Source organism: Pseudomonas cichorii (assembly GCF_015471405.1).
Taxonomy (GTDB): domain Bacteria; phylum Pseudomonadota; class Gammaproteobacteria; order Pseudomonadales; family Pseudomonadaceae; genus Aquipseudomonas; species Aquipseudomonas serbiensis.
Window position 1 is genome coordinate 114,921 of sequence record NZ_BLVZ01000003.1, and the last position, 22,333, is coordinate 137,253.

Below are 22,333 nucleotides of genomic sequence, written 5' to 3' on the forward strand. Positions count from 1 at the left end.
AACCATGGCCACGTCAACCAGCGCTGAGAGTCAAGGCAGCGAAGGCTCCACCCAAACATTGTCCCTGCTGGACAAGATCATCGCCGAAGGTCGCATGGCGCATGACGACAGCCAGCAAGGCTACGCTCGCGACATGCTCGCCGAGTTCGCCACCCAGGTCCTGGATGAAGGCATGGCGGTCGATAAAGACACCGTCGCCATGATCAACGACCGCATCAGCCAGATCGACTCGCTGATCAGCGACCAGCTCAACCAGATCCTCCATCACGAGGACCTGCAGAAGCTTGAAGCTTCATGGCGCGGCCTGCATTCGCTGGTGCAGAACACCGAAACCAGCACCCGCCTGAAACTGCGCCTGCTCAACGTCTCGCAGAAAGAACTGCAGACCGATCTGGAGAAGGCAGTCGAATTCGACCAGAGCTCGCTGTTCAAGAAAATCTACGAAGAAGAATACGGCACCTTCGGCGGTCATCCGTTCAGCGTGCTGGTCGGCGACTACACCTTTGGCCGTCACCCACAGGACATCGGCCTGCTGGAGAAGCTGTCCAACGTCGCGGCAGCGGCTCACGCGCCATTCATTGCCGCAGCCAGCCCGCGCCTGTTCGACATGAGCAGCTTCACCGAACTGGCAGTGCCTCGTGACCTGGCCAAAGTGTTCGAGAGCCAGGAACTGATCAAGTGGCGCTCCTTCCGCGAAAGCGAAGACTCGCGTTATGTCTCCCTGGTGCTGCCGAACTTCCTGCTGCGCCTGCCTTACGGCCCGGACACCAGCCCGGTTGAAGGCATGAACTTCGTCGAAGACGTCACCGGCACCGACCACAGCAAATACCTGTGGGGCAATGCGGCCTGGGCACTGTCCCAACGTATCACCGAGGCCTACGCCAAATACGGCTGGTGCGCAGCGATTCGCGGTGCAGAAGGCGGTGGCGCGGTCGAAGGTTTGCCAGCGCATACTTTCCGCACCTCCTCGGGCGATATCTCGCTCAAGTGCCCGACCGAGGTGGCGATCACCGACCGTCGCGAGAAAGAACTCAACGACCTGGGCTTCATCTCGCTCTGCCACAAGAAGAACAGCGATGTTGCCGTGTTCTTTGGCGGGCAGACGACCAACAAGCCCAAGCTCTACAACACCAACGAAGCCAACGCCAACGCGCGGATTTCCGCCATGTTGCCGTACGTGCTCGCCGCTTCGCGCTTCGCTCACTACCTGAAAGTGATCATGCGCGACAAGGTCGGCAGCTTCATGACCCGCGACAACGTCCAGACCTACCTCAACAACTGGATCGCGGATTACGTACTGATCAACGACAACGCGCCGCAGGAAATCAAGGCCCAGTACCCGCTGCGTGAAGCGCGCGTGGACATCACCGAGGTCGCCGGCAAGCCAGGTGCCTACCGCGCCACGGTGTTCCTGCGTCCGCACTTCCAGCTGGAAGAACTGACCGCCTCGATCCGTCTGGTTGCCAGTCTGCCGCCGCCGGTAGCAGCCTGACCCTGAGCCCTGCGGGCCTGGCTCGCAGGGCTTCTCCCCCACTTTCTTTTTGCCAATTTGCAGGAGTTACACCCGATGGATGCGATCATTCTGGATCTGGGTGACGATATTAAAGGCGACAGCATGCTGGAAGGCTTCACGGACAAGATCGAAATCATGTCCTACAGCCATAACGTTGCCATGCAAGTGACCAACGACGTCAGCAACTCGGAGCGTACTTCGGGTAAACCCCATGTCGGTGAGTTCACCCTGACCAAGTTCGTCGACAGCTCCACCCCCAACCTCAACAGCTACTGCTGCGCGGGCAAGCCCATCGCTACCGCCAAGATCACCATTGGCCGCAACGCCTCCGAAGGCAGCGGCCAGATCATGCCGTTCATTGTCTACACCCTGGACAACGTTGTGCTGTCCAACGTCAGCGTCAGCGGCGGTGCCGGTGGCAAACCGGTGGAAACCATCTCGCTGAACTTCACCAAGATCAAATGGGAACTGACAGCCCAGAAAGACGATGGCACCAAGGAAGGCGTGGCTGGCACCAGTTGGGACCTGGCCGCCAACAAGAAAGCCAGCTAAGAAAGGTAACTCGCCATGCCAGGCACAGGCATTCGTCCGCCGTTATTCGAGCGCCTGGCTTTCAGCGAGGAGCAGACGCAGCACACCCGATTTTTCGACCGACAGGCTCTGGCCGACTCGGTCCGGAACGAGCTGTTGCGCCTGCTCAATACCCGCCGCGCCTCCAGGAACCTCACCACGCCACCGACCCTGCTCGACTATGGCATCGCCGACTGGAGCGCCCTGCAAGCCAGCAACAGCGATGACCGACGCCGCATGACCCGGGAAATCCGCGCTGCAATCACTCATTTCGAGCCGCGACTGCACCTGACCGGTGTGGATGTGCAAGCCATGCCAGGGCATCCCCGGCAACTGGATATCCGCCTGAGCGGCACCCTGCGCCATGACCGTCAGGAATGGCCTGTGGCCTTTGCGGTTCAGACCTCGGAAGCCGGGCTGGAGGTCAGCCATGAGCGACTCGATTGATCCGCAACTGCTTGATTATTACCAACGCGAACTGACCTGGCTGCGACATGCCGGCAGCGTATTCGCCAACCGCTACCCCAAAGTCGCCCGACGCCTGGAACTGTCTCCCGGTGAAAGCCAGGACCCGCATGTGGAGCGCCTGCTCGAAGGCTTCGCCCTTCTGGCCGCACGCCTGCAACGACGCCTGGATGACGACTACGACGAATTCAGCAACGCCCTGCTGGAACAGCTTTATCCGCTGGCCATCAGGCCCCTGCCCTCGTGCAGCATCGTCCGGTTCGAGCCGGACCCGAGCAAAGGCAACCTCGCAGCGGGCTATGCATTGCCACGGGATACGCCCTTGTTTGTCACCACGACCAAGGGTGAAAGCATCCACTTTCGTACCAGCGCCGAAGTGACTTTGTGGCCCATTCAGATCAGCGAAGCCGTGCTGCTCAATGCTGAAGAAACACAGGCCCTGACCGGTGTGATCCAGGCCCGTTCGGCACTGCGCCTGAGTCTGGAATGCCTGGGAGAAACAACAGACTGGGCGCAACTGAGCATTGAGCACCTGCGCCTGCATCTGGACGCATCACCGGTGGTGAATGCCGCGCTGTACGACTTGCTGGGCGCCCATGCCGTCAAGGTCTTGAGCGGCGCACCGGGCAGTCAGCCAGTCGCCCATGGCGACCTGCCGAACATTGCCGGTTTCGCCAACGACGAAGCCCTGCTGCCAGAGGAAGACGGCGTACATCCAGGCATGCGTTTGCTGGCCGAATATTTCGCCTTCCCGGAAAAATTCCACTTCTTCGATATTCCCCTGAACACGGCTCATGTCGAAGGCCGCACGCTTTATCTGTATATCGTCTTCGACCGCGCTCCTCAGGCTCGCCTGCATCTGCAAGCCAGCGATATCGCACTGGGCTGCACACCAGTGATCAACCTGTTTCCACGCACCTCCGAACCATTGCGCCCGGACGGCACGCAAAGCGAATACCGGCTGATCGCCGACAGCCATCGCGAGAACAGCGTAGAGATCCACAGCATCCGTGGCATGCGTGCCGCATCACCTCAAGGCGTACGCCCGGTACCGGCCTATTACGGCAGCCAGCACAGCCTTGGCGACAGCAACCTCTATTGGCATGCCCGACGCATCACCGGGCTGACGCCCAACCGTCTGGGCAGCGACTTGATGCTCAGTCTGGTCGACACCCGCTTCGACCCGCTGCTCGACGCACCGAACTACAGCCTGACGGCGGAGCTGCTTTGCACCAACCGTCATCTGGCCCAGAGCCTGAGCGCTGGAACCCCTTTGAGCTTCGAGCGGCCCGGCCCGGTGGCCAAGGCCAGCCTGATCAACCCGCCCAGTTCGCAAAGCTCGCCGCACCTGGGTGGTGAGTCGCGCTGGCGTCTGGTTTCACAACTGACCCTCAACCACCTGTCGCTGGTGGAAGGCCCCAAGGCGCTGGAAGCCCTCAAGGAAATACTCAACCTGCACAACCTGCGCGACGAGGCCAGCGCCCGTCGGCAGATCGACGGCCTGCAAAAGATGGACTGCGAACGGGTCATTGCACAGGTGGGCGAAGATGCCTGGCGCGGCTGGCGCAACGGGCTGGAAGTCCGCCTGCAACTGGACCCGGAACACTTCGTCGGCAATAGCGCCGTGCTGTTCTCGGCAGTGCTGGCGCAATTCTTCTCGCTTTACGCCACCGCCAATCGCTTCGTGCGTACGGTGCTGGTCAACTCGGACAAGGAGGTCAAGACATGGCAACCCCAGGCCGGCATGCCCCTGTCCCTCTAAGCGAGGTCTTGCGCAAGGAGCCACAGGCTTTCGAGCTGTTGCAGGCCTTGCTGATTCTGGAGCGCGAGCATCCGCAGGCTTCTCCATTGGGCACCGGCACCTCGCCCCAGGCCGAAGCCATCCGCCTGCGCGGCCCGCTGACGCCCTTGTTTGCCTCCAGCGAAGTCGAAAACCTGACCCAGGAACCCGGCCAGCAACCGGTACTGACGACGCCGATCTTTGGATTGGGCGGCCCCGACGGTCCTTTGCCGTACGCCTTTCAGGAATGGCTGCAACAACGCGCCCGCGCCAAGGATCATGCGCCCGCCGAGTTTCTCGACCTGTTCCAGCATCGCCTGCTCAGCCTGCTCTATCGGGTGCTGCGCAAGCATCGCGTGGCGCTGGGGTTCGCCGTGCCTTCGGCCAGCCCGGTGCAGGCGCAGTTACGCGCTCTGACCGGTCTGCTGCCAAAATCATTGCAGGAACGCCAGGCACTGCCTGATGCCGCGATCATGGCGCGTAGCGCCTTGTACTCAGGCGGCCGCCGCTCGCTGGCCGGTTTCGCCGCCATCGTGCGCCAGCATTTCGGCTTGCCGGTACAGATCAGCGCATATGAAGGCGCATGGCGCAGCATCCCGCCAGCCAGTCGCAGCCTGCTGAAACCCGGTGGCCGCAACCTGAAACTGGGCAGCACCGCCATCGCCGGAACCCGCGTCTGGGACGAACATGCCGGCATTCGCCTGACCATCGGCCCCTTGCAGAACGCGCAGGCCAGACGCCTGCTGCCCGAAGGCGAAGCCCATCAGCAACTGGCGAGCATGGCGGCGCTGTATTTCGGCCCCGATCTGGACTGCTCATTGACCTTGCTGGTATCGGGTGCCGAACCCATGGTCATGAATCGAGAGAATCCACCGACCCTCAACTGGAACGGTGGCTTGCGCAACAAACCCAACCAAGACCTGCAGCGCATCGATACCCGGCTGCGCCAACCGGAGATGGCCTGAATATGGAACTCGGCAGCCTGATAGCACGCCTCAACGCCGACAGCCGCCGCGCTCTGGAGCGCGCCGCGCAGCGCTGCCTGCAACGGGGTCATCACTACGTTGAAATCGAGCACCTGCTGCTGGAACTGCTGGATATCGAGGGCGGCGACCTGGCCTGCCTGCTGCCGCGTTTCGGCCTGGAGCGCGATGCGCTGACCGCAGAAATCAACAAGGCGCTGGAGCTGTTCAAATCCGGCAGTACCCGCACTCCGGCACTGTCCGCGCAGACCATCGGCCTTTTGGAAGACACCGTGGTGCAGGCCAGCGTCATGGGCCAGCAAAGCATTCGTTCAGGGCTGTTGCTGCTGGCCTTGCTGGACAGAGATGAACGTCGCAGCCTGCTGCTCAACAGCGCATCCTCGTTGCTGCGCATTCCCCGGGATGTGCTGCGCAACAACTTGCAGGAATGGGCGCAACCCTCTCGCGAACATATCGCCATCGCCGTACCTGGCCAACCGGGCAAGGCTCCGGTGAAAACCGTCGAGGACTCGACTCTCGACCAATACACCCAGGACCTGACCGCCGATGCCCACGCCGGGCGCATCGACCCCATCGTGGGCCGCGACGGGGAAATCCGTCAGTGCATCGACATCCTGCTGCGCCGTCGCCAGAACAACCCGATTCTGGTGGGCGCACCGGGCGTGGGTAAAACCGCCGTGGTCGAAGGCCTGGCGTTGCGCATTGCTGCCGGTGATGTGCCGCCGTCCTTGCAGGATGTCAGCCTGCGCGTGCTCGACCTTGGCCTGCTGCAAGCCGGTGCCGGGGTCAAGGGCGAATTCGAGCAACGTCTCAAAGGCGTGATCGATGCGGTACGCAGCGCAGAAAAACCGATCATCCTGTTTATCGACGAAGCCCACACCCTGATCGGTGCCGGTGGCGCGGAAGGCGGCAGTGATGCGGCCAACCTGCTCAAACCCGCTCTGGCCCGCGGCGAACTGCGCACCCTGGCTGCCACCACCTGGATGGAATACAAGAAGTATTTCGAGAAAGACCCGGCGCTGGCCCGACGATTCCAGTTGGTGCAGGTGGAAGAGCCGGACGAAGCCACAGCCGTGGAAATGCTTCGGGGCGTGGCGACCAAACTGGAGCAGCACCATGGCGTGCAAGTGCTGGATGCAGCGATTCACGATGCGGTGAAACTCTCACACCGCTACATCTCCGGGCGGCAACTGCCGGACAAGGCCATCAGCATCCTCGACACCGCCTGCGCCCGCGTCGCCCTCGGCCAGCACGACGTCCCTCCGCCGCTGGAAAGCCTGCGCCATCGCCAGCAAAGCCTGAAGGAAGAAGTCGAACGCCTGCGTCGCGAGCAGGCCACCGGTCTTGATCATCGGGAACGCATTACCACGCTGGAAAGCGAATCCGGCAGCAACCTGCAAGCCATCCGTGAACTGGAAGTGCGTTGGGGCGAAGAGCGCGAGGCCGTGCGCGAACTGCTGGAAACCCGTCGCGAACTGCTCGCCCTGAGCGAGCGCGTGGACGCCAATACCGACCTCGAAAAACGCGACCCGGACACCGACAGCCGCATCGATTACCTGGCTTCCGAACTGGTGCGCCTGGGAGCCGGGCTGGATGCCATTCGCCAGGACGATCCATTGGTGCCCGAACAGGTCGACTCCAAGACCGTCGCCGCCGTGATTGCAGGCTGGACCGGCATCCCGGTGGGCAAGATGCTCGCCGACGAAGCCCATGCCGTGCGGACCCTGGGGCAGCGCATGGGCCAGCGGGTCATGGGCCAGAAAGCCGCCCTCGACACCATCGCCCAACGCCTGCAAGCCTACCGCGCCGGCCTGACCGACCCACAGAAACCGGTCGGCGTGTTCCTGCTGCCCGGCCCTACCGGCGTCGGCAAGACCGAAACCGCCTACGCCCTGGCCGACGCCCTGTACGGCGGCGAGCGCAACCTGATCAGCATCAACCTTTCCGAGTACCAGGAAGCCCACACCGTCAGCCAGCTCAAAGGCGCACCACCCGGTTATGTGGGTTACGGAACCGGCGGCGTGCTGACCGAAGCCGTACGCCGCAAACCCTATTCCGTGGTGCTGCTGGACGAAATCGAAAAAGCCCACCCGGATGTGCTGGAAGCGTTCTATAACGTGTTCGACAAAGGCGTCATGGAAGACGGCACCGGCCTGGTGGTGGACTTCAAGAACACCGTCATGCTCGCCACCAGCAACGTTGGCGCCGAACTGATCCTCGACACCCCCACCGCCGAACTCGACAGCGACCCGTTCAACGAACGCCTGCACAAAGTCCTGCTACAAGCCTTCCGCCCCGCCTTTCTTGCACGCATGACCGTGGTGCCTTATCACCCGCTGGATGAAGCGACACTGGAAGGGATCGTGCTGGCCAAGCTGGAGAAACTGCGTGGCCGGTACAAGGCCGCGACGGGTAAACAGTTTGATTTTGATAACGGGATTGTCAAGGCCGTGCTCGCGAAATGCAGCGGGGCTGGGGCGAGGGATATTGAGAATGTGTTGATGAAGCAGGTGACGGGGAAGTTGGCGGAGTGGGTGTTGGAGTGAATAACCCCTACATTCTGTTTACCATTATTGAAGATTGAAAATCGATATGACGACCATTACCTTTGACCTCGCGTCCATCTCCGTACTGGACAACGGCTGGAACGGAAAAATCACCGAGTTTGGCAAAGACTACATGATCCTGACAGGCACAGGCAGCCATACCCAGATCAAAAATCTGGGCGGCGGTAACTACGAAGTAAAACGCAGGCAAGGCGATAATATCCAAACGCTTGCCCCACTAAACATTTCAAGCATGACCACTGCCTACTTGACTAATGGGTACCGTACAAGCCTGGCAGTCCACGACACTCCATTTTCTACCTCGATCGACTACACAAAAATCAAGCTGGACCAGAACTGGCTTAATCAGTATGTTTTCGACTCTGTTATCTTACGGGTCCCCGGCGCTGATAAATCGGCAGCCACCCAAGAGAACATCAAGGCTTTCAACTGCTACTGGTGTGGCTTTGTGTACCCTGCCTGGACGATGGAAATCGACCACATCAAGGCACAAACCAAGCCAGAAATGGCACTGATAAAATTCTTGCGCTTACTCGGCGGCACAAATCATCAGAACACCAACCATGCTGATCGGCGAGCTAACCATGTTGCAAAGTGGAATCCTAAAACCTATGCCAACACTAATGGGTTTATAGACGACGCATCTGCATTCCATAACTATCTGAATATGAGAGAGGAAAATTTCAACGAGAACAAGAGTACGATAGCCTTCAAAGATGTTGCAATGTTGATTCACCTGTTCGACGACATGAACGCCTTTCATGTCAGCAAAGGGATTGGAAGCACCAAGCATCAAGTCAACAGCCAAAGCCCTCTATGGAAAATAATCCACAGCGGAAACAATCTGGTACCTTCATGCTCGTTCTGCAACAGAACAAAAAGCAAGAAAGGCTGACAACAATATTTTCCATTAACAACGAATAGAAAAAACTACCCCCTGAGCATGAGTAAAGACATCATGGCAAAAACACCAAAAACCACATCTGTAATAATCTGTTGAATTGAGGGAAACCGAGCATCATTGAATCCCGTTTTCTATCAATTTTGATATCTCACATGCGTTGATTGAGCTATGTACTTTTCGTATAAAGCATTACGCTGAAGTCCTGCTATTCAGCAATATCTACTTGAGATGAAAGAATGCCCCGCTCCACCGACACCACAACCAGCCTCTCCCTGACCGGCTCAGCCCTCACCGAGCTGTATCCAGACGTCATCAGCGGCGAGGAATCCCTCAATGCGCTGGGGCAGTATTTCCTGCATGGCCAGGCCGACACTGCGCTGACGCTGACTTCCGCTATCGCCACTCACGTCACGACCACGCTGCATAACGATGCGATGCTGCGCCCAATGGATGCGCTGGTGGCGGAGATCCGGCAGCTTCCGGCTGACGCAACGGCGGATCGTTATCAGGTGTTGTTGCGGCCATGGTTGTGGTGGCTGACGCTGGCGAGCAATAACCGGGTGTTTCAGAACCTCTCCACGTCGGACATCGTGACGTCGATCTTCACTGACCACGGATTCAGCGATCACAAGCTGTCGCTGACCGGCAGTTACACGCCGCGTGAGTATTGCGTGCAGTACGGCGAAACCGACTTTGCGTTTGTGTCGCGCCTGCTGGAAGAGGAAGGGATTTTCTGGTTTTTCACCCATGAGGAAGGCAAGCACACGCTGGTGCTGGCGGATAACAACGATGCGTTTCCAGCGATTCCCAACGGGCCGGCGGTGAAGTATCTGGGTCAGGGAATGGGCAATCGGGAACTGCACGGGATTCGTTCCGGGCAACTGGTGTTACAGGCGGTTTCCGGGGTGTATTCAGCCTCGGATTATGAGTTCACCACACCCACCACTTCGCTTTACAGCAAGGCGGAAGCCAAGGCCGGGCCGTTGTCGATGTATGAGCATCCGGGCGGTTATATCGCCAAGGCACGGGGCGATGCATTGACCAAACAGCGGGTCGACGGGCTGCGCAGTCAGGAGAAACGCTTTGTCGGTGAAAGCGACTGTCGCTGGCTGGTGCCGGGGCACTTTTTCACTCTGAGCGGCCATGACGATGCGACCCTGAATATCGACTGGGTGGTGACAGCAGTCACTCATGAAGCCAGCCATGAAGGCTATCGCAACCGTTTCGAGGCCATCCCCAAGGCCACCACTTATCGCCCGGCGCGGGTGACATCCAAACCGCGCATGCACACCCAGACGGCCACCGTGGTCGGCAAGTCCGGCGAGGAAATCTGGACCGACGAATATGGCCGGATCAAGATCCAGTTCCCGTGGGACCGCGACGGCAAGAGCGACGAAACCAGCTCCTGCTGGGTGCGTGTGGTACTGCCCTGGACCGGCAAGGGGTTCGGCATGCAGTTCGTGCCGCGCATCGGCCAGGAAGTGATCGTCACCTTTATCGACGGCGACCCCGACCGGCCATTGGTCAGCGGTTGCGTGTACAACGGCGACAACGCCCTGCCCTATGCCCTGCCCGCCAACCAGACGCAATCGGGGATCAAGACCAATTCCTCCAAGGGCGGCGGCGGTTTCAACGAGTTGCGTTTCGAGGACAAGAAAGACGCTGAGGAAGTCTTTCTGCAAGCCCAGAAGGACTTCAAGACCAATGTGCTCAACGACACCACAGTCACCGTCGGCCACGATGAAACCCTGACCGTACAGAACGCCCGCACCCGAACCGTCAAGGAAGGCGATGAAACCGTCACGCTGGAAAAGGGCAAACGCAGCGTCACCATCCAGACCGGTAGCGATACGCTGGATGTGAAGGACACTCGCACCGTCAAGGTCGGCGGCGACCAGACCCATAGCACCGGCGGCAACTACACCGACAAGGTCACAGGCAATTACAGCCTGACCGTGGACGGCAACCTGACCCTCAAGGTCAGCGGCACCATCACCCTGGAAAGCGGCGGCAGCTTCACGATCAAGAGCGGTGCCGATCTGGCCGTGCAGGCCAGCACTTCGATCACCCAAAAGGCAGGAACGGCCCTGACCAATCAGGCGGGCACATCGCTGGAAAACAAGGCAGGCACGACCATGACCAACGACGCAGGCATCAGCCTGACCAACAAGGCCGCAGCGTCACAGACCGTGGATGGCGGTGGCATGCTGACCATCAAGGGCGGCCTGGTACAAGTCAATTGAGATCCTGAGCCATGGCCAAGACTGAAACAGTGGATGTACAAAGCGGTGATGCACAACTGGCCGGACGCTTGAATGATGGCCAACTGGATGGGCCGTTGCGAATCGAAAAAGACAACCGACCGCTGGCCAACCTGAATTACAGCCAGGGCGAGTTGCAGGGCATGAGCCTCACCTACCACCCCAACGGCCGGGTTTCCGCGCAACTGCCTTACGTGAACGACAAGCTGCATGGCATCGCAAATTTCTATTCGCCCGAAGGACTGTTGCAACGTCGGGCCACCTATAAAATGGGCCTGCTGCATGGCGAGGCCAGCATTCACTACCCTGACGGGCAACTGGCAGAGTTGGAGCAATACAAGGACGGTGTGCGCGACGGGCTGTATCAGCGTTTCCACACCAACGGCCAGGCCTCCTTCAAGGCCCGCTACCTGAATGGCCAGTTGCTGGATCAGGAACAACAATTCGCCGATGACGGCCGCCCGCTGGATGCCAAGGGCAAACCGGTTTCACACCTACGCTGGTGGTGGATGAATAATGTGTCGCCTGCGCAGTCCTGATCAGGATCTCAGATAAAACGCAAAGGACAGTTCAAATACCTTGAAGAAGACCTGCGCGATAACAAACGCCATGATCATCCAGACAATCGTCAGCTTGATCAGCGTCCAGGTACTTTCGCCAGTAAACCGCTTCAACCCCGCAAAGTAGATCAGCAAGCCGAGGATGAAGATAAACGCATATAGAAGCTTTTCAGTGCCTTCAAGAGCGACGCCCATCACCTGAAGAAAAGCAACGACCAGTAGCGCCGGAATAATACCCAGCCCGACATTCATGATCCGGGAAGCCACAACCAGAGATAACGTACTGAAAGCAATCGAGAACAGCACACCCATCCATATCGTCCTTGCAGAAAAGCGTTTTTATCAAACTAAGGAATCAACATCTGCACCTGACCCGGCATCACAATCTTGATCACCCCGGCCCAGTTGCACATCAGCATGCTGTTGGAATCAATCGCTGGCATGCCGCCCAATAACACCGTTGGCGCACCGCCCGGAATCCATGGCGAGGCCGTTGCGGGAATGCAAGGCATGGGAGTGAGCACGCCCAATGCTGCCGCCGTGGCCGCGATCACCATGGGGTTGGCTGTGCTCATGCACATTCCGAAGGTGGGAATGTTGACCAACGGGATGTGATCCATGATGGTCGCCGCCGGCATGCTGCTGGTCAGCACGCGATTGGTCGGCAATACGTTCAATACGGTAGGCGCAGCGCCGAAACTGCATTGCAACGTGGCTCCGGCACAAACTTGCGGGCATGACATCGGCAGATACCTGGAGAGAGGTTCGGAGGACAAAATAGCGCAAGGTCATTGGCCTGCCAATCAAGCCCCTTACAAATACTCGGATATCTCGATCAGGTTCAGGTCAGGGTCCCGGACATACACCGAACGGATCGGCCCCGTGGCTCCGGTCCTTTGCACCGGGCCTTCCACTATCGGCCAGTTCTGTTGCTGGAGATGAACGATCACTTCATCCAGAGGCCTGGCACCGATGAAGCAAAGATCCAGCGCACCGGGTACCGGCAGATGCGCCTTGGGCTCGAATTCGTGGCCTCGCACATGCAGGTTGATCTTCTGATTGCCGAAGCGAAAGGCAATACGGCCATTGCCAAAGGTTTCCAGGCTCATGCCCATGACACGGGTGTAGAAATCCTGACAGGCTGCCGCGTCGCAAGTCGTGAGGACCAGGTGGTCCAGATGATCGATAAGCATGGTGTTCCTCTCACAAAAAAGTGGACGAAAAATCGGTAGGAGCGAATTCATTCGCGAAGAAGGATGTCTTCGCGGATGAGCAGAGCGCCGCCCGATTGCTCCTACAGAAGCCATTCCTGCAATAGCTCGGTTGTACGCTGCGGATATTCCAGAGGCGGCAGATGCCCGCATTCGGGAAGGACGACCAGACGCGAACCGGCAATGCTCCGATGGGTGAACTCCGATTCTGCCAGAGGTGTTATTTCGTCATTCTCGCCGACGACAATCAGGGTCGGCACGCTGATCGTCTCCAGAAGAGAACTGTAGTCCTGACGCTCGATGATCGCTTGCTGCTGACGGATGAAACCTTCCCTGCCAATGGCCTGCGCCATATCCATGACCTGTTGTGCAGCGGCAGTGCCTATGCAACGGGTATGAATGATACGCGGCAGCAAGTGAGGTGTTACACCCATGAACTTGCCCAGTTGCGCCAGCTCCAGCAGGCCACGCCTGACTCTGGCTCGATCCTCGCTGTCTGGCCGGACCATGGTGTCGAACAAGGCCAGTGCCACCACCCGCTCGGGAGCCTGACGCATGATTTCCATCGCCACATATCCGCCCATGGACAAGGCCGCCAGGGCAAAAAATGGCGGAGCCTGTTCCAGCGTGCGCCGGGCCATTTGCGCGATGCTGTCATCCTGAGAAAGATCCGCAACGAAAACCTTGCGTGAAGACTCGAAAGCAGCCGTCTGATGAGCCCAAAGTCGCTCATCGTTCAGCAGGCCGGGCAAAAGAACGAGAGGAATGTTATTGCAAGCCAACGTGGCTCTCCTGGGGCAAAAGAAAAATACTCATACATGACATCTTCCGAACCTCATTCGGCACATCATTGAAGCTGCTCGTTACGAGCAGGCCCGCCCCGCGCCTCCAGCAACTCGACAAACCGCGTCAGACTCTGGGAAACAGTGCCCCTGCGCCACACCAGCCAGGTCTGCAGAAAACGGAACTTCTCGGACAGTGGCCAGATGCTGACGGTGGTGCAGCCTGGCATGCTTTCGAGCATGCTGCGCGGCATCAGCGCCAGGCCCGCGCCCGCACTGACGCACGCCAACATGCCGTGATAGGACTCCATTTCGTAGATCTTGCCCGGCACTGCGGCGTCGTCGGTGAACCAGCTCTCGAAGTGATGACGGTATGAGCAGTTGGCGCGAAAGGCGTAGATGCTTTCGCCATTCACATCCAGCCCCCGCGTCACGGGCTGATGGTTGAGCGGCGCAATGATCACCATCTCTTCTTCAAAGACCGGCACGCCTTCCAGCGCCGGATGCAGCACCGGCCCATCAACAAACGCCGCCACCAGACGGCCAGACAATACGCCATCGATCATGGTGCCGGACGGCCCCGTGGACAGGTCCAGTTCGACCTTGGCGTATTGCTGGTTATAGGCCGCCAACAGCGCCGGAATACGTACCGCTGCCGTACTCTCCAGCGAGCCAAGAGAAAACGGGCCTTGGGGTTCTTCGCCGGAAATGGCCATTCGCGCTTCTTCCACCAGCGCAAGGATGCGCCGGGCGTAGTCCAGAAAATTCCAGCCAGCCGGTGACAGGCGCAAGCGGTGCTTTTCACGAATGAACAGCTCGACGCCCAGGTCGAGTTCCAGCTGCTTGATTCGTGTGGTCAGGTTCGAGGGCACCCGATGGATGTGCTGCGCGGCGGCGCTGATGCTGCCCTGCTCGGCGACGGCCTTGAATATTTCAAGCTGGACGAGATCCAATTCATTCTCCAAACGTGAACGATATAATCATTATTATTCAGTTTCGCAAAGCATAGCACGACGATACTCTGGCCCCATTCCCACCCACAAGAGGATGGCGTCATGACACAGATTTCCAGCCACACCCATGCAATCTCGATCAACCCGGCCAACGGCGAACAGATCGGCCACTATGCGTTTGAGTCCGACTCGACACTGGATGCCGCTCTTTCCCGTGCGGCCGACGGTTATGCACTATGGCGACGCAAGACGGTCGATGAACGCGCTCAACTGCTGGTTGCGCTGGCCAGGGCATTACGCGACAACGCGACCGCAATGGCACAGATGATCACCCGGGAAATGGGCAAGCCCATTGCTCAAGCCCGTGGCGAAATCGAGAAATGCGCGCAGCTCTGCGAGTGGTACGCCAGCCATGGCCCGGCGATGCTTGCACCGGAACCGACACTGGTCGAGAACAACAAGGCGCGTATCGAATACCGCCCGCTTGGCCCGATCCTGGCGGTCATGCCCTGGAACTTCCCGGTCTGGCAGGTACTGCGCGGTGCCGTTCCGGTCTTGCTCGCCGGCAACACTTACGTGCTCAAACATGCGCCCAACGTGATGGGCTGCGCCTATCTGATACGCGACGCACTCCAGCAAGCCGGTTTCCCGCAAGGCGTGTTTGAAGTGATCAACGTGGCTCAGGAAGGTGTATCCCGCGCCATTGCCGACCCGCGCATTGCCGCCGTGACACTGACCGGCAGCGTACGGGCCGGGGCTGCGATTGGCGCTCAGGCAGGTGCGGCCCTGAAGAAATGCGTACTGGAACTGGGCGGCTCCGATCCCTTTATCGTGCTCAACGATGCCGACCTGGACGAAGCCGTGAAAGCCGCCGTTATCGGCCGCTATCAGAACACCGGTCAGGTCTGTGCGGCAGCCAAGCGTTTGATCGTCGAACAGGGCATCGTTGAAGCCTTCACCCGCAAGTTCGTCGAAGCCACTCGCCTGCTGGCAGTTGGCGATCCATCGAGCACAGAAACCTATATCGGCCCCATGGCCCGTTTCGATCTGCGTGACGAACTGGATCTTCAGGTGCAGGCCACTCTGGCCGAAGGCGCGACCTTGTTGCTGGGCGGTAAAAAGGCCGAAGACGCTGGCAACTTCTATGAGCCCACGGTGTTGAGTGATGTCACCGACCAGATGACATCCTTCAAGGAAGAACTGTTCGGCCCGGTGGCTTCGATCATCACCGCCCGCGATGCCAGACATGCACTGGAACTGGCCAACGATAGCGAATTCGGCCTGACTTCGACCATTTACACCCGCAATGTCGAACTTGCCGAACAACTGGCTGACGAGCTGGAAACAGGCGGTGTGTTCATCAATGGTTATTGCGCCTCCGACCCGCGTGTTGCCTTCGGCGGCGTGAAGAAAAGCGGCTTTGGTCGTGAGCTTTCACACTTCGGCGTGCGAGAGTTCTGCAATGCGAAGACCGTATGGCTGGATCGCCGTTGATCGATCGGGGGAGCCTTGCGCTCCCCCCGTTTTTTACACCCTTTTATTCCTCTTCGCTTTCAACCCGAACCAGATCACCGATAGCGTAGAAAGTCCCGCCAGCGATGTAGTGCAGGCTGCGCCAACGAGGATCGGCCGTCTCGAAAGCCCAATGGCCATCCTTGAACGCCCGCTCATCGGCCCAGGCTCCCACAACCTCGCCGATGAACAAATCATAGGTCTGCTGGTTATGGGGCTCAGGAACGAGCTTGCAGATCAGCCAGGCCGAACAGCCCGCCACCAGCGGAGTCTCGTACCCTTCAATACGAAACAGCTCGACACCTGACTTTTCCAGCTTGTCGGGCATATAGCCAAGGCTTTGTGTCCCGACGTCATAGGTCAGTTGTACCTGCTCAACCGTCGGCACCTGCAGAGCGAAATAGCCACTCTTCTCGACAAGCCCACGGGTTCTGGTCATCTTGTCGATGACCACCGTGACCTTGGGCGGAGAAAAGTCCAGGGCACAGGCCCATGAAGCCGACATCACGTTATCCGTCCCGGCATGGCTGGCAGAAACCAGTACGGCAGGGCCGTGATTTATCAGCCGGTAGGCCTTTTCCAGCTCGACTGGGCGAATAGGGTTATCCACGAAACCTCCTTCAGTACAGGCAGTGCAAAGGCACAGTCTACTGAATACGAAGCCTTTCTGTGGAGAGCCCCGACTTTCACAAGGAAGGCTCCCAACGACGAAAGACAACGCTGGCATTCACACCACCAAAGCCGAACCCGTTCGACAGCGCATGGGTCAGCGGCAGTTTTCGGGCGTTCAGGCCGACAAGCTCAAGCCCGTCTGCGGCCTCATCCGGGTGAGTCAGATTCAACGTGGGCGGCACGATCTGATCGCGTAATGCCAATACCGTGAAGATGGCTTCAATGCCGCCCGCCGCGCCCAGCAGATGCCCGGTAGCGGACTTGGTCGACGTGATCGCCACGCCAGACCCCGCACCGAATACCGAACGAATGGCTGTCAGTTCGCCCTTGTCGCCCACTTGAGTCGAAGTGGCGTGAGCATTGATGTGCTGAACGTCGTCAGGGCTCAAACCAGCCTGCTGCAAGGCCTGTTGCATGGCGCGCCGGGCTCCCCCGCCATCTTCGGGGCCAGCCGTCAGGTGATAGGCATCGGCGCTGGTGCCGTAGCCCACCAGTTCCGCCAGAGGTGTGGCACCACGCGCCAAAGCGTGTTCAAGAGACTCGATGACCAGCAGCCCGGCCCCTTCGGACATGACAAAACCGTCACGCTCACGATCAAAGGGGCGCGAGGCTTCCTGCGGCTGCTCGGCAAACCCTGTAGACAGCGCCCGAGCCGCCGCAAAGCAGCCCAGGGTCACTCGATCAATCGCAGCCTCTGTCCCACCGCAAACAGCGATATCGGCCTCACCGCTCCTGATCAGCCTAGCCGCGTCGCCAATGGCTTGCACGCCTGCTGCGCAAGCGGTCACTGGTGCGCCGAGCGGGCCTTTGAAGCCGTGCCTGATGGAAACATGCCCGGCCGCCATGTTGGCCAGGAAGGACGGCGCCGTGAATGGCGACAATCTGCGAGGGCCACGCGCATCGGTAGTCCTTACGGCCTCGGCGATGGCACCGAAACCACCCACACCCGATGCAATGATGGTCGCAGTCCTCTGCTGCCCGGCCTCATCGACTGGATGCCAGTTCGCTTGCTCAAGAGCCTCATGGGCAGCAACGAGTGCAAACTCGATGAAACGGTCCATCTTCTTGCGGTCCTTGGCCGAAATGAGACGGTCAGGGTCATAACCGGCAATGGCATCCTCCTCCAGCGACGGCACCTGCCCGCCTACCGCAACGCCTGTGCCCTCGGTGATGTCCTGCGCCAGGTTGCGAATGCCGGACTGTCCTGCCAGCAGTCTTTTCCAGACCTCCTCCACACCACATCCCAGTGGCCCGACAATCCCGACACCCGTCACTACGATTCGTTTTTGAGCCGTGAAATCAGTCATTCAAAACCTCTTCATTACACTGTTGGCAGCCATGACACGGGTCATGCTGCCTTTTCGGTGGATCCGGTATCAGGACGGATCCTGAACCAGATGGCGTACATGGCCGGCAGGAACACCAGGGTCATGATGGTGCCGCCAAAGGTGCCGCCGATCAGGGTGTAGGCCAGCGTTCCCCAGAACACCGAATGGGTCAGCGGGATAAAGGCCAAGATTGCCGCCAATGCCGTCAGCAATACGGGACGGGCACGCTGTACGGTGGCTTCCACCACTGCACGGAAAGGCTCCAGCCCCTGGGCCTTGTTGTCGTGGATCTGGCCGATCAGGATCAGGGTATTGCGCATCAGGATGCCCGACAGCGCGATCAGGCCGACCAGGGCATTGATGCCGAACGGTTGCTGGAACAGCAGCAGGGTCGGCACCACGCCGATCAACCCCAGCGGTGCGGTGAGGAACACCATGACCATGGCCGAGATCGAGCGCACCTGGAGGATGATGATCAGCAACGTCAGAGCAATCATGATCGGGAACAACGGCAGCATTGCCTTGCTGGCCTTGGCCGACTCTTCGCTTGATCCTGCCTCCACGATCCGGTAGCCATCAGGAAGTGTGTCGATCACCGGTTGCAGTTGTTTCAGGACAACACTGGAAACATCGGGCGGCTGCAAACCCTCGGCGATGTCACCGCGTACGGTGATGGTTGGCGTACGATCACGGCGTCGCAGGATAGGGTCTTCCATCCGCACGTCGACATCGCCTACCTGGGATAGCGGGATACGCTGCCCGGCCGAACCCACCAGAGTGAAACCGGCAATCTTCGCGGGATCGAGGCGTATGTCGCCCGCTGCACGGCCCACCACTTGCACCGAACGGATATCTTCCCGGACCGCTGTAATCGGGACTCCAGTGAGCAGAAACTGCAATTGTTGCGCGACGGCATTCGACGTCAGGCCGACCGCCTGCAAGCGATCCTGATCCAGTGAAAAATGCAGCACAGGCACCAACGGCCCCCAGTCGGTATTGACGGTCCTCATCATCGGGCTCGCCTGCAAGACCTTCTGAACCTGGCCAGCGATTTCACGCAACTTCAAGGGATCAGGCCCCGTCACGCGATAAGCCACGGGGAACGGCGAATACGGGCCAAACACGAGTTGCGTGACCCGGACCTGTGCCTCGGGTGCCAGCCCATCGGCAGCCGCCTCGCGAAGACGGAACTTGAGGGCTTCACGCGCCTCCTGACTGTCCGTCAGCACCACAATCTTGGCGAAGGACGGATCAGGCAGTTCAGGCGCCATCGCCAGGTAGAAACGTGGCGCACCCTGACCGATGTAAGACGTGACAATCCTGGCCTCCTTCTGCTTTTGCAGCCAGGCTTCGACCTTGGCAGCAGTTGCGCTGGTCTGCTCGATGGAGGTTCCGTACGGCATCTGCACTTCGACCAGCACCTCCGGACGGTCCGAGGTCGGGAAGAACTGCTTCTTGACCAGCCCCATGCCGAGAATCGCCACTACAAAGGCTCCGATCACCGTACCGGCAACCAGCCATTTGCGCGCAATGACGCTTCTCAGGAACCGGCGGAAACGGTTGTAGTTGGGAGTGTTGTAGATGGCTTCATGACCACCCTCGACCTGTTTGAGGTCCGGCAGCAGTTTCACGCCCAGATAAGGCGTGAACGCCACGGCCACCACCCAGGAAGCAATCAATGCGATGCCCACGATCCAGAACATGTTGCTGGTGTACTCGCCTGCCGTCGAATGGGCGAAGCCATTGGGCATGAAGCCGATAGCGGTCACCAGCGTGCCGGAGAGCATAGGCGCTGCCGTGTGGCTCCAGGCATAGGCCGATGCGGCCATACGGCTGTAGCCCTCCTCCATTTTCACCACCATCATTTCGATTGCGATGATGGCATCGTCCACCAGCAGCCCCAACGCCAGGATCAGCGAGCCCAGGGTAATGCGGTCGAAGTTCTTGCCGGTGGCCGCCATCACCACGAACACCACTGCCAGCGTCAATGGCACAGCCGCCGCCACCACGACACCCACGCGCCAGCCCATGCTGAGGAAGCAGACCAGCATTACCACCAGCAGCGCGATGAAGAACTTGACCATGAACTCATCGACCGATGAGCTGATGTTCACCGACTGGTCGGTCACCTTGGTCAGCGTCATGCCCAGCGGCATGCCGTCGTTGATTTTCGCAGTCTCGGCGTCGAGGGCCTTGCCCAGATCCAGGCCATTCCAGCCTTCGCGCATCACGATACCCAGCAACAGGGCGGGTTCACCGTTGTTGCGCACCTGAAAGGTGGCCGGGTCTTCATAGCCGCGCTCGACCGTCGCCACATCCGACAGTTTCAGGGTGCGGCCCTGTACCGAAACCGGTGTGTCACGAATCTTTTTCAGCTTGTCGAAAGCGCCGTCCAGACGGAGAAAAACCTGCGGCCCGTCGGTTTCGATCGAACCGGCAGGTGTCAGCACGTTCTGGCTGTTCAGGGCCGCGAATATCTCCTGAGGAGAAATCCCCAGCGTTGCGAGGCGATCATGGGAGAAGGACACAAAAATGCGTTCGGCCTGCTCACCAATGATGTTGACCTTCTTGACCCCAGGCACATGCAAGAGGCGCTGGCGCAATGACTCGGCATCGCGCACCAGCAGCCGTTGCGGTTCGCCTTTGGCCTTCAAGGCAAAAAGCGCAAAGGTCACATCGGCAAACTCGTCGTTGACCATCGGCCCAATGACACCCGCCGGCAAGAGCCTGGTTTCGTCACTGAGTTTCTTGCGTGCCTGATAGAACTCTTCCTGCACTTGCGAAGGCGGCGTGCTATCGAGAAGCGACAGCATGGTGAAAGCCATGCCCGGGCGCGTGTAGGTTTCCGTGCGGTCGTACCAGCGCAGTTCCTGCAAGCGTTTTTCCAGCGGCTCGGCGACCTGATCCTGCATCTCCTGGGCTGTAGCGCCAGGCCATGCGGTGATCACCGTCATCTGCTTGACCGTGAACGGCGGGTCTTCCGCACGCCCAAGGCCAAAGAAAGCCAGAATGCCGGCAGCAGAAATCAGAAAGATCAGGAACAGCGTGATGGAGCGCTCGCGAACGGCAAGCGCCGACAGATTGAAACGCCCTTCGCTCATGGCTGGCTCCCGGCGACTTTGGCACCAAGCGTTTCGTTCAGCCGGACCTGATCGCCGTCATGCAGCAGATGGGCTCCCAATGCCACCACTTGCTCGCCGGCCTTGAGATTGCCGGTTACTCGCACCACATCGTCGTGCAGGGCAAGCACCTGAACAGGCTGCCAACTCACTTTTAAAGGCTTGCCGGAAATGCTCCACACGCCCGGACCAGTGCCCGGATCGTAAAGCGCGCCCATTGGTATTTGTAGTGCTTGAATGGACGTTGTGCCATAAGCGATCTGGAGGCTGACAGTCGCTCCCAAGGGTGCGCTGGCCATCGCGCCCTCTAGCACATACCTCGCCTCGAAAGTCCGAGTCACGGGATCGGCCGCGTTGGAGAGCAAGCGCAGTTTTGCAGGCACTGCCCCAAGGCTGCTGCCATACAGGGTGGCCTGTGCCACGGAGCCCACGGCCGGGCGCAGAGTCTCGGGCAGATGAACAATGGCTTCACGCAACCCTGCCCGCGCCAGCCTTACCACGGGTTGTCCGGCACTGACGACCTGACCGGGCTCGGCCAGGGTTTCCACCACGACACCATCGGCATCGGCCAGCAGAACGGCATAGCTTGTGGCGTTCCTGGCCACATTGGCCTGGGCTTGCGCCGCACTGAGTTGCGCCTTCGCTGAATCCGCTGCTGCTTTTATCTGAGCGTAGGTAGAGGCCGAAACCGCGCCGGTAGCGACCAGATTCCGATAACGTGCTTCGTCATCGACAGCCTGCCTGGCCAGTGCCTGTGCGGCGATGACAGCCTCTTGCTGTGCCTTGGCCTGCAGGCCCAGGTCCACCGGGTCGATACGCATCAACGGCTGACCTTGCCTGACGCTCTGGCCGGTATCGACAAGACGCTCAAGCACCTTGCCCGAGACGCGAAAACCCAGATCACTCTGAATGCGCGCCGCGACTGTACCGGTGAAGGAGCGTGAAATATCCGATGAATCCTGAACGGTAGCGGCTCTTACCAGAGGCGCCTGAGTGCGTGGATCATTAACGACGGAAGAGTCGCCACACGCTGTCAGGACGAGTGGCAATAAACAAAGGGCAATGACAGCAGGTCGGCGACGAGACATGAGTGTACGAGCTCAGATTGATTATCCAGAGCCAGATTCTCATTCTAGTGACCAATTAAGTCAAT

19 protein-coding genes are annotated in these 22,333 nt (G+C 59.5%); 10 read left to right on the forward strand and 9 right to left on the reverse strand.

What is annotated here, in order from left to right; all coding sequences use genetic code 11:
• The first annotated feature begins 4 nt into the window (after positions 1 to 4).
• The 9 genes from tssC (at position 5) to JL015_RS04565 (ending at position 11,582) form a co-directional block, all read left to right on the forward strand.
• Positions 5 to 1,492, forward strand: coding sequence for a type VI secretion system contractile sheath large subunit (tssC, locus tag JL015_RS04525; protein ID WP_201001872.1), 1,488 nt, complete (start codon positions 5 to 7; stop codon positions 1,490 to 1,492).
• Between the two features lie 75 nt (positions 1,493 to 1,567).
• Complete coding sequence (locus JL015_RS04530) at positions 1,568 to 2,065, forward strand: Hcp family type VI secretion system effector (RefSeq protein ID WP_117164857.1); 498 nt, start codon at positions 1,568 to 1,570, stop codon at positions 2,063 to 2,065.
• Between the two features lie 15 nt (positions 2,066 to 2,080).
• A complete protein-coding gene (gene tssE / locus JL015_RS04535) occupies positions 2,081 to 2,530 on the forward strand; it encodes a type VI secretion system baseplate subunit TssE (RefSeq protein ID WP_201017603.1) in 450 nt (149 codons plus the stop codon).
• Positions 2,514 to 4,310 carry a type VI secretion system baseplate subunit TssF gene (gene tssF / locus JL015_RS04540; RefSeq protein WP_201017604.1) on the forward strand — a complete coding sequence of 599 codons (1,797 nt, stop codon included), beginning with the start codon at positions 2,514 to 2,516 and terminating at the stop codon, positions 4,308 to 4,310. The genes tssE and tssF overlap by 17 nt, the downstream gene beginning before the upstream one ends.
• Positions 4,274 to 5,293 (forward strand): type VI secretion system baseplate subunit TssG, encoded by a 1,020-nt coding sequence (gene tssG, locus JL015_RS04545; RefSeq protein WP_201017605.1) that lies wholly within the window; start codon positions 4,274 to 4,276, stop codon positions 5,291 to 5,293. The genes tssF and tssG overlap by 37 nt, the downstream gene beginning before the upstream one ends.
• Positions 5,294 to 5,295: 2 nt before the next feature.
• Positions 5,296 to 7,857, forward strand: a complete 2,562-nt coding sequence (gene tssH / locus JL015_RS04550; RefSeq protein ID WP_201017606.1) for a type VI secretion system ATPase TssH — start codon at positions 5,296 to 5,298, stop codon at positions 7,855 to 7,857.
• 46 nt (positions 7,858 to 7,903) lie between these two features.
• Positions 7,904 to 8,773, forward strand: a complete 870-nt coding sequence (locus JL015_RS04555) for a hypothetical protein (protein WP_201017607.1) — start codon at positions 7,904 to 7,906, stop codon at positions 8,771 to 8,773.
• Between the two features lie 245 nt (positions 8,774 to 9,018).
• On the forward strand, positions 9,019 to 11,025 hold the full coding sequence (gene tssI, locus JL015_RS04560) for a type VI secretion system Vgr family protein (RefSeq protein WP_201017608.1): 2,007 nt from the start codon (positions 9,019 to 9,021) through the stop codon (positions 11,023 to 11,025).
• A gap of 11 nt (positions 11,026 to 11,036) precedes the next feature.
• Positions 11,037 to 11,582, forward strand: coding sequence for a toxin-antitoxin system YwqK family antitoxin (locus tag JL015_RS04565; protein ID WP_201017609.1), 546 nt, complete (start codon positions 11,037 to 11,039; stop codon positions 11,580 to 11,582).
• On the opposite strand, the gene JL015_RS04570 is transcribed toward JL015_RS04565, so the two are convergent.
• From JL015_RS04570 to ptrR, 5 genes are all read right to left on the reverse strand, one after another.
• On the reverse strand, positions 11,583 to 11,915 hold the full coding sequence (locus tag JL015_RS04570; RefSeq protein WP_201007254.1) for a hypothetical protein: 333 nt from the start codon (positions 11,913 to 11,915) through the stop codon (positions 11,583 to 11,585).
• Between the two features lie 35 nt (positions 11,916 to 11,950).
• On the reverse strand, positions 11,951 to 12,346 hold the full coding sequence (locus JL015_RS04575) for a DUF4280 domain-containing protein (protein WP_025259740.1): 396 nt from the start codon (positions 12,344 to 12,346) through the stop codon (positions 11,951 to 11,953).
• Between the two features lie 69 nt (positions 12,347 to 12,415).
• On the reverse strand, positions 12,416 to 12,796 hold the full coding sequence (locus JL015_RS04580; protein ID WP_201017610.1) for a VOC family protein: 381 nt from the start codon (positions 12,794 to 12,796) through the stop codon (positions 12,416 to 12,418).
• 101 nt (positions 12,797 to 12,897) lie between these two features.
• On the reverse strand, positions 12,898 to 13,596 hold the full coding sequence (locus JL015_RS04585) for an alpha/beta fold hydrolase (RefSeq protein ID WP_201017611.1): 699 nt from the start codon (positions 13,594 to 13,596) through the stop codon (positions 12,898 to 12,900).
• A 65-nt stretch (positions 13,597 to 13,661) separates the two neighbouring features.
• Complete coding sequence (gene ptrR / locus JL015_RS04590) at positions 13,662 to 14,549, reverse strand: putrescine utilization regulator PtrR (protein WP_201017612.1); 888 nt, start codon at positions 14,547 to 14,549, stop codon at positions 13,662 to 13,664.
• A gap of 102 nt (positions 14,550 to 14,651) precedes the next feature.
• Between ptrR and JL015_RS04595 the strand changes: the two genes are divergently transcribed.
• Complete coding sequence (locus JL015_RS04595; RefSeq protein ID WP_201017613.1) at positions 14,652 to 16,043, forward strand: aldehyde dehydrogenase family protein; 1,392 nt, start codon at positions 14,652 to 14,654, stop codon at positions 16,041 to 16,043.
• Between the two features lie 43 nt (positions 16,044 to 16,086).
• Here the strand turns inward: JL015_RS04595 and JL015_RS04600 are convergent, their stop codons facing one another.
• From JL015_RS04600 to JL015_RS04615, 4 genes are all read right to left on the reverse strand, one after another.
• Positions 16,087 to 16,671, reverse strand: a complete 585-nt coding sequence (locus tag JL015_RS04600) for a flavin reductase family protein (protein ID WP_201007264.1) — start codon at positions 16,669 to 16,671, stop codon at positions 16,087 to 16,089.
• A 76-nt stretch (positions 16,672 to 16,747) separates the two neighbouring features.
• Entirely contained in the window at positions 16,748 to 18,040 is a 1,293-nt protein-coding gene (fabF, locus tag JL015_RS04605) for a beta-ketoacyl-ACP synthase II (protein ID WP_201017614.1), read from the reverse strand.
• Between the two features lie 41 nt (positions 18,041 to 18,081).
• Positions 18,082 to 21,162, reverse strand: coding sequence for an efflux RND transporter permease subunit (locus tag JL015_RS04610; protein WP_201007271.1), 3,081 nt, complete (start codon positions 21,160 to 21,162; stop codon positions 18,082 to 18,084).
• Positions 21,159 to 22,268: an efflux RND transporter periplasmic adaptor subunit gene (locus tag JL015_RS04615; RefSeq protein ID WP_201017615.1), complete on the reverse strand. Its 1,110-nt coding sequence runs from the start codon at positions 22,266 to 22,268 to the stop codon at positions 21,159 to 21,161. Before JL015_RS04615 ends, JL015_RS04610 begins: the two co-directional genes overlap by 4 nt.
• Between the last annotated feature and the right edge of the window lie 65 nt (positions 22,269 to 22,333).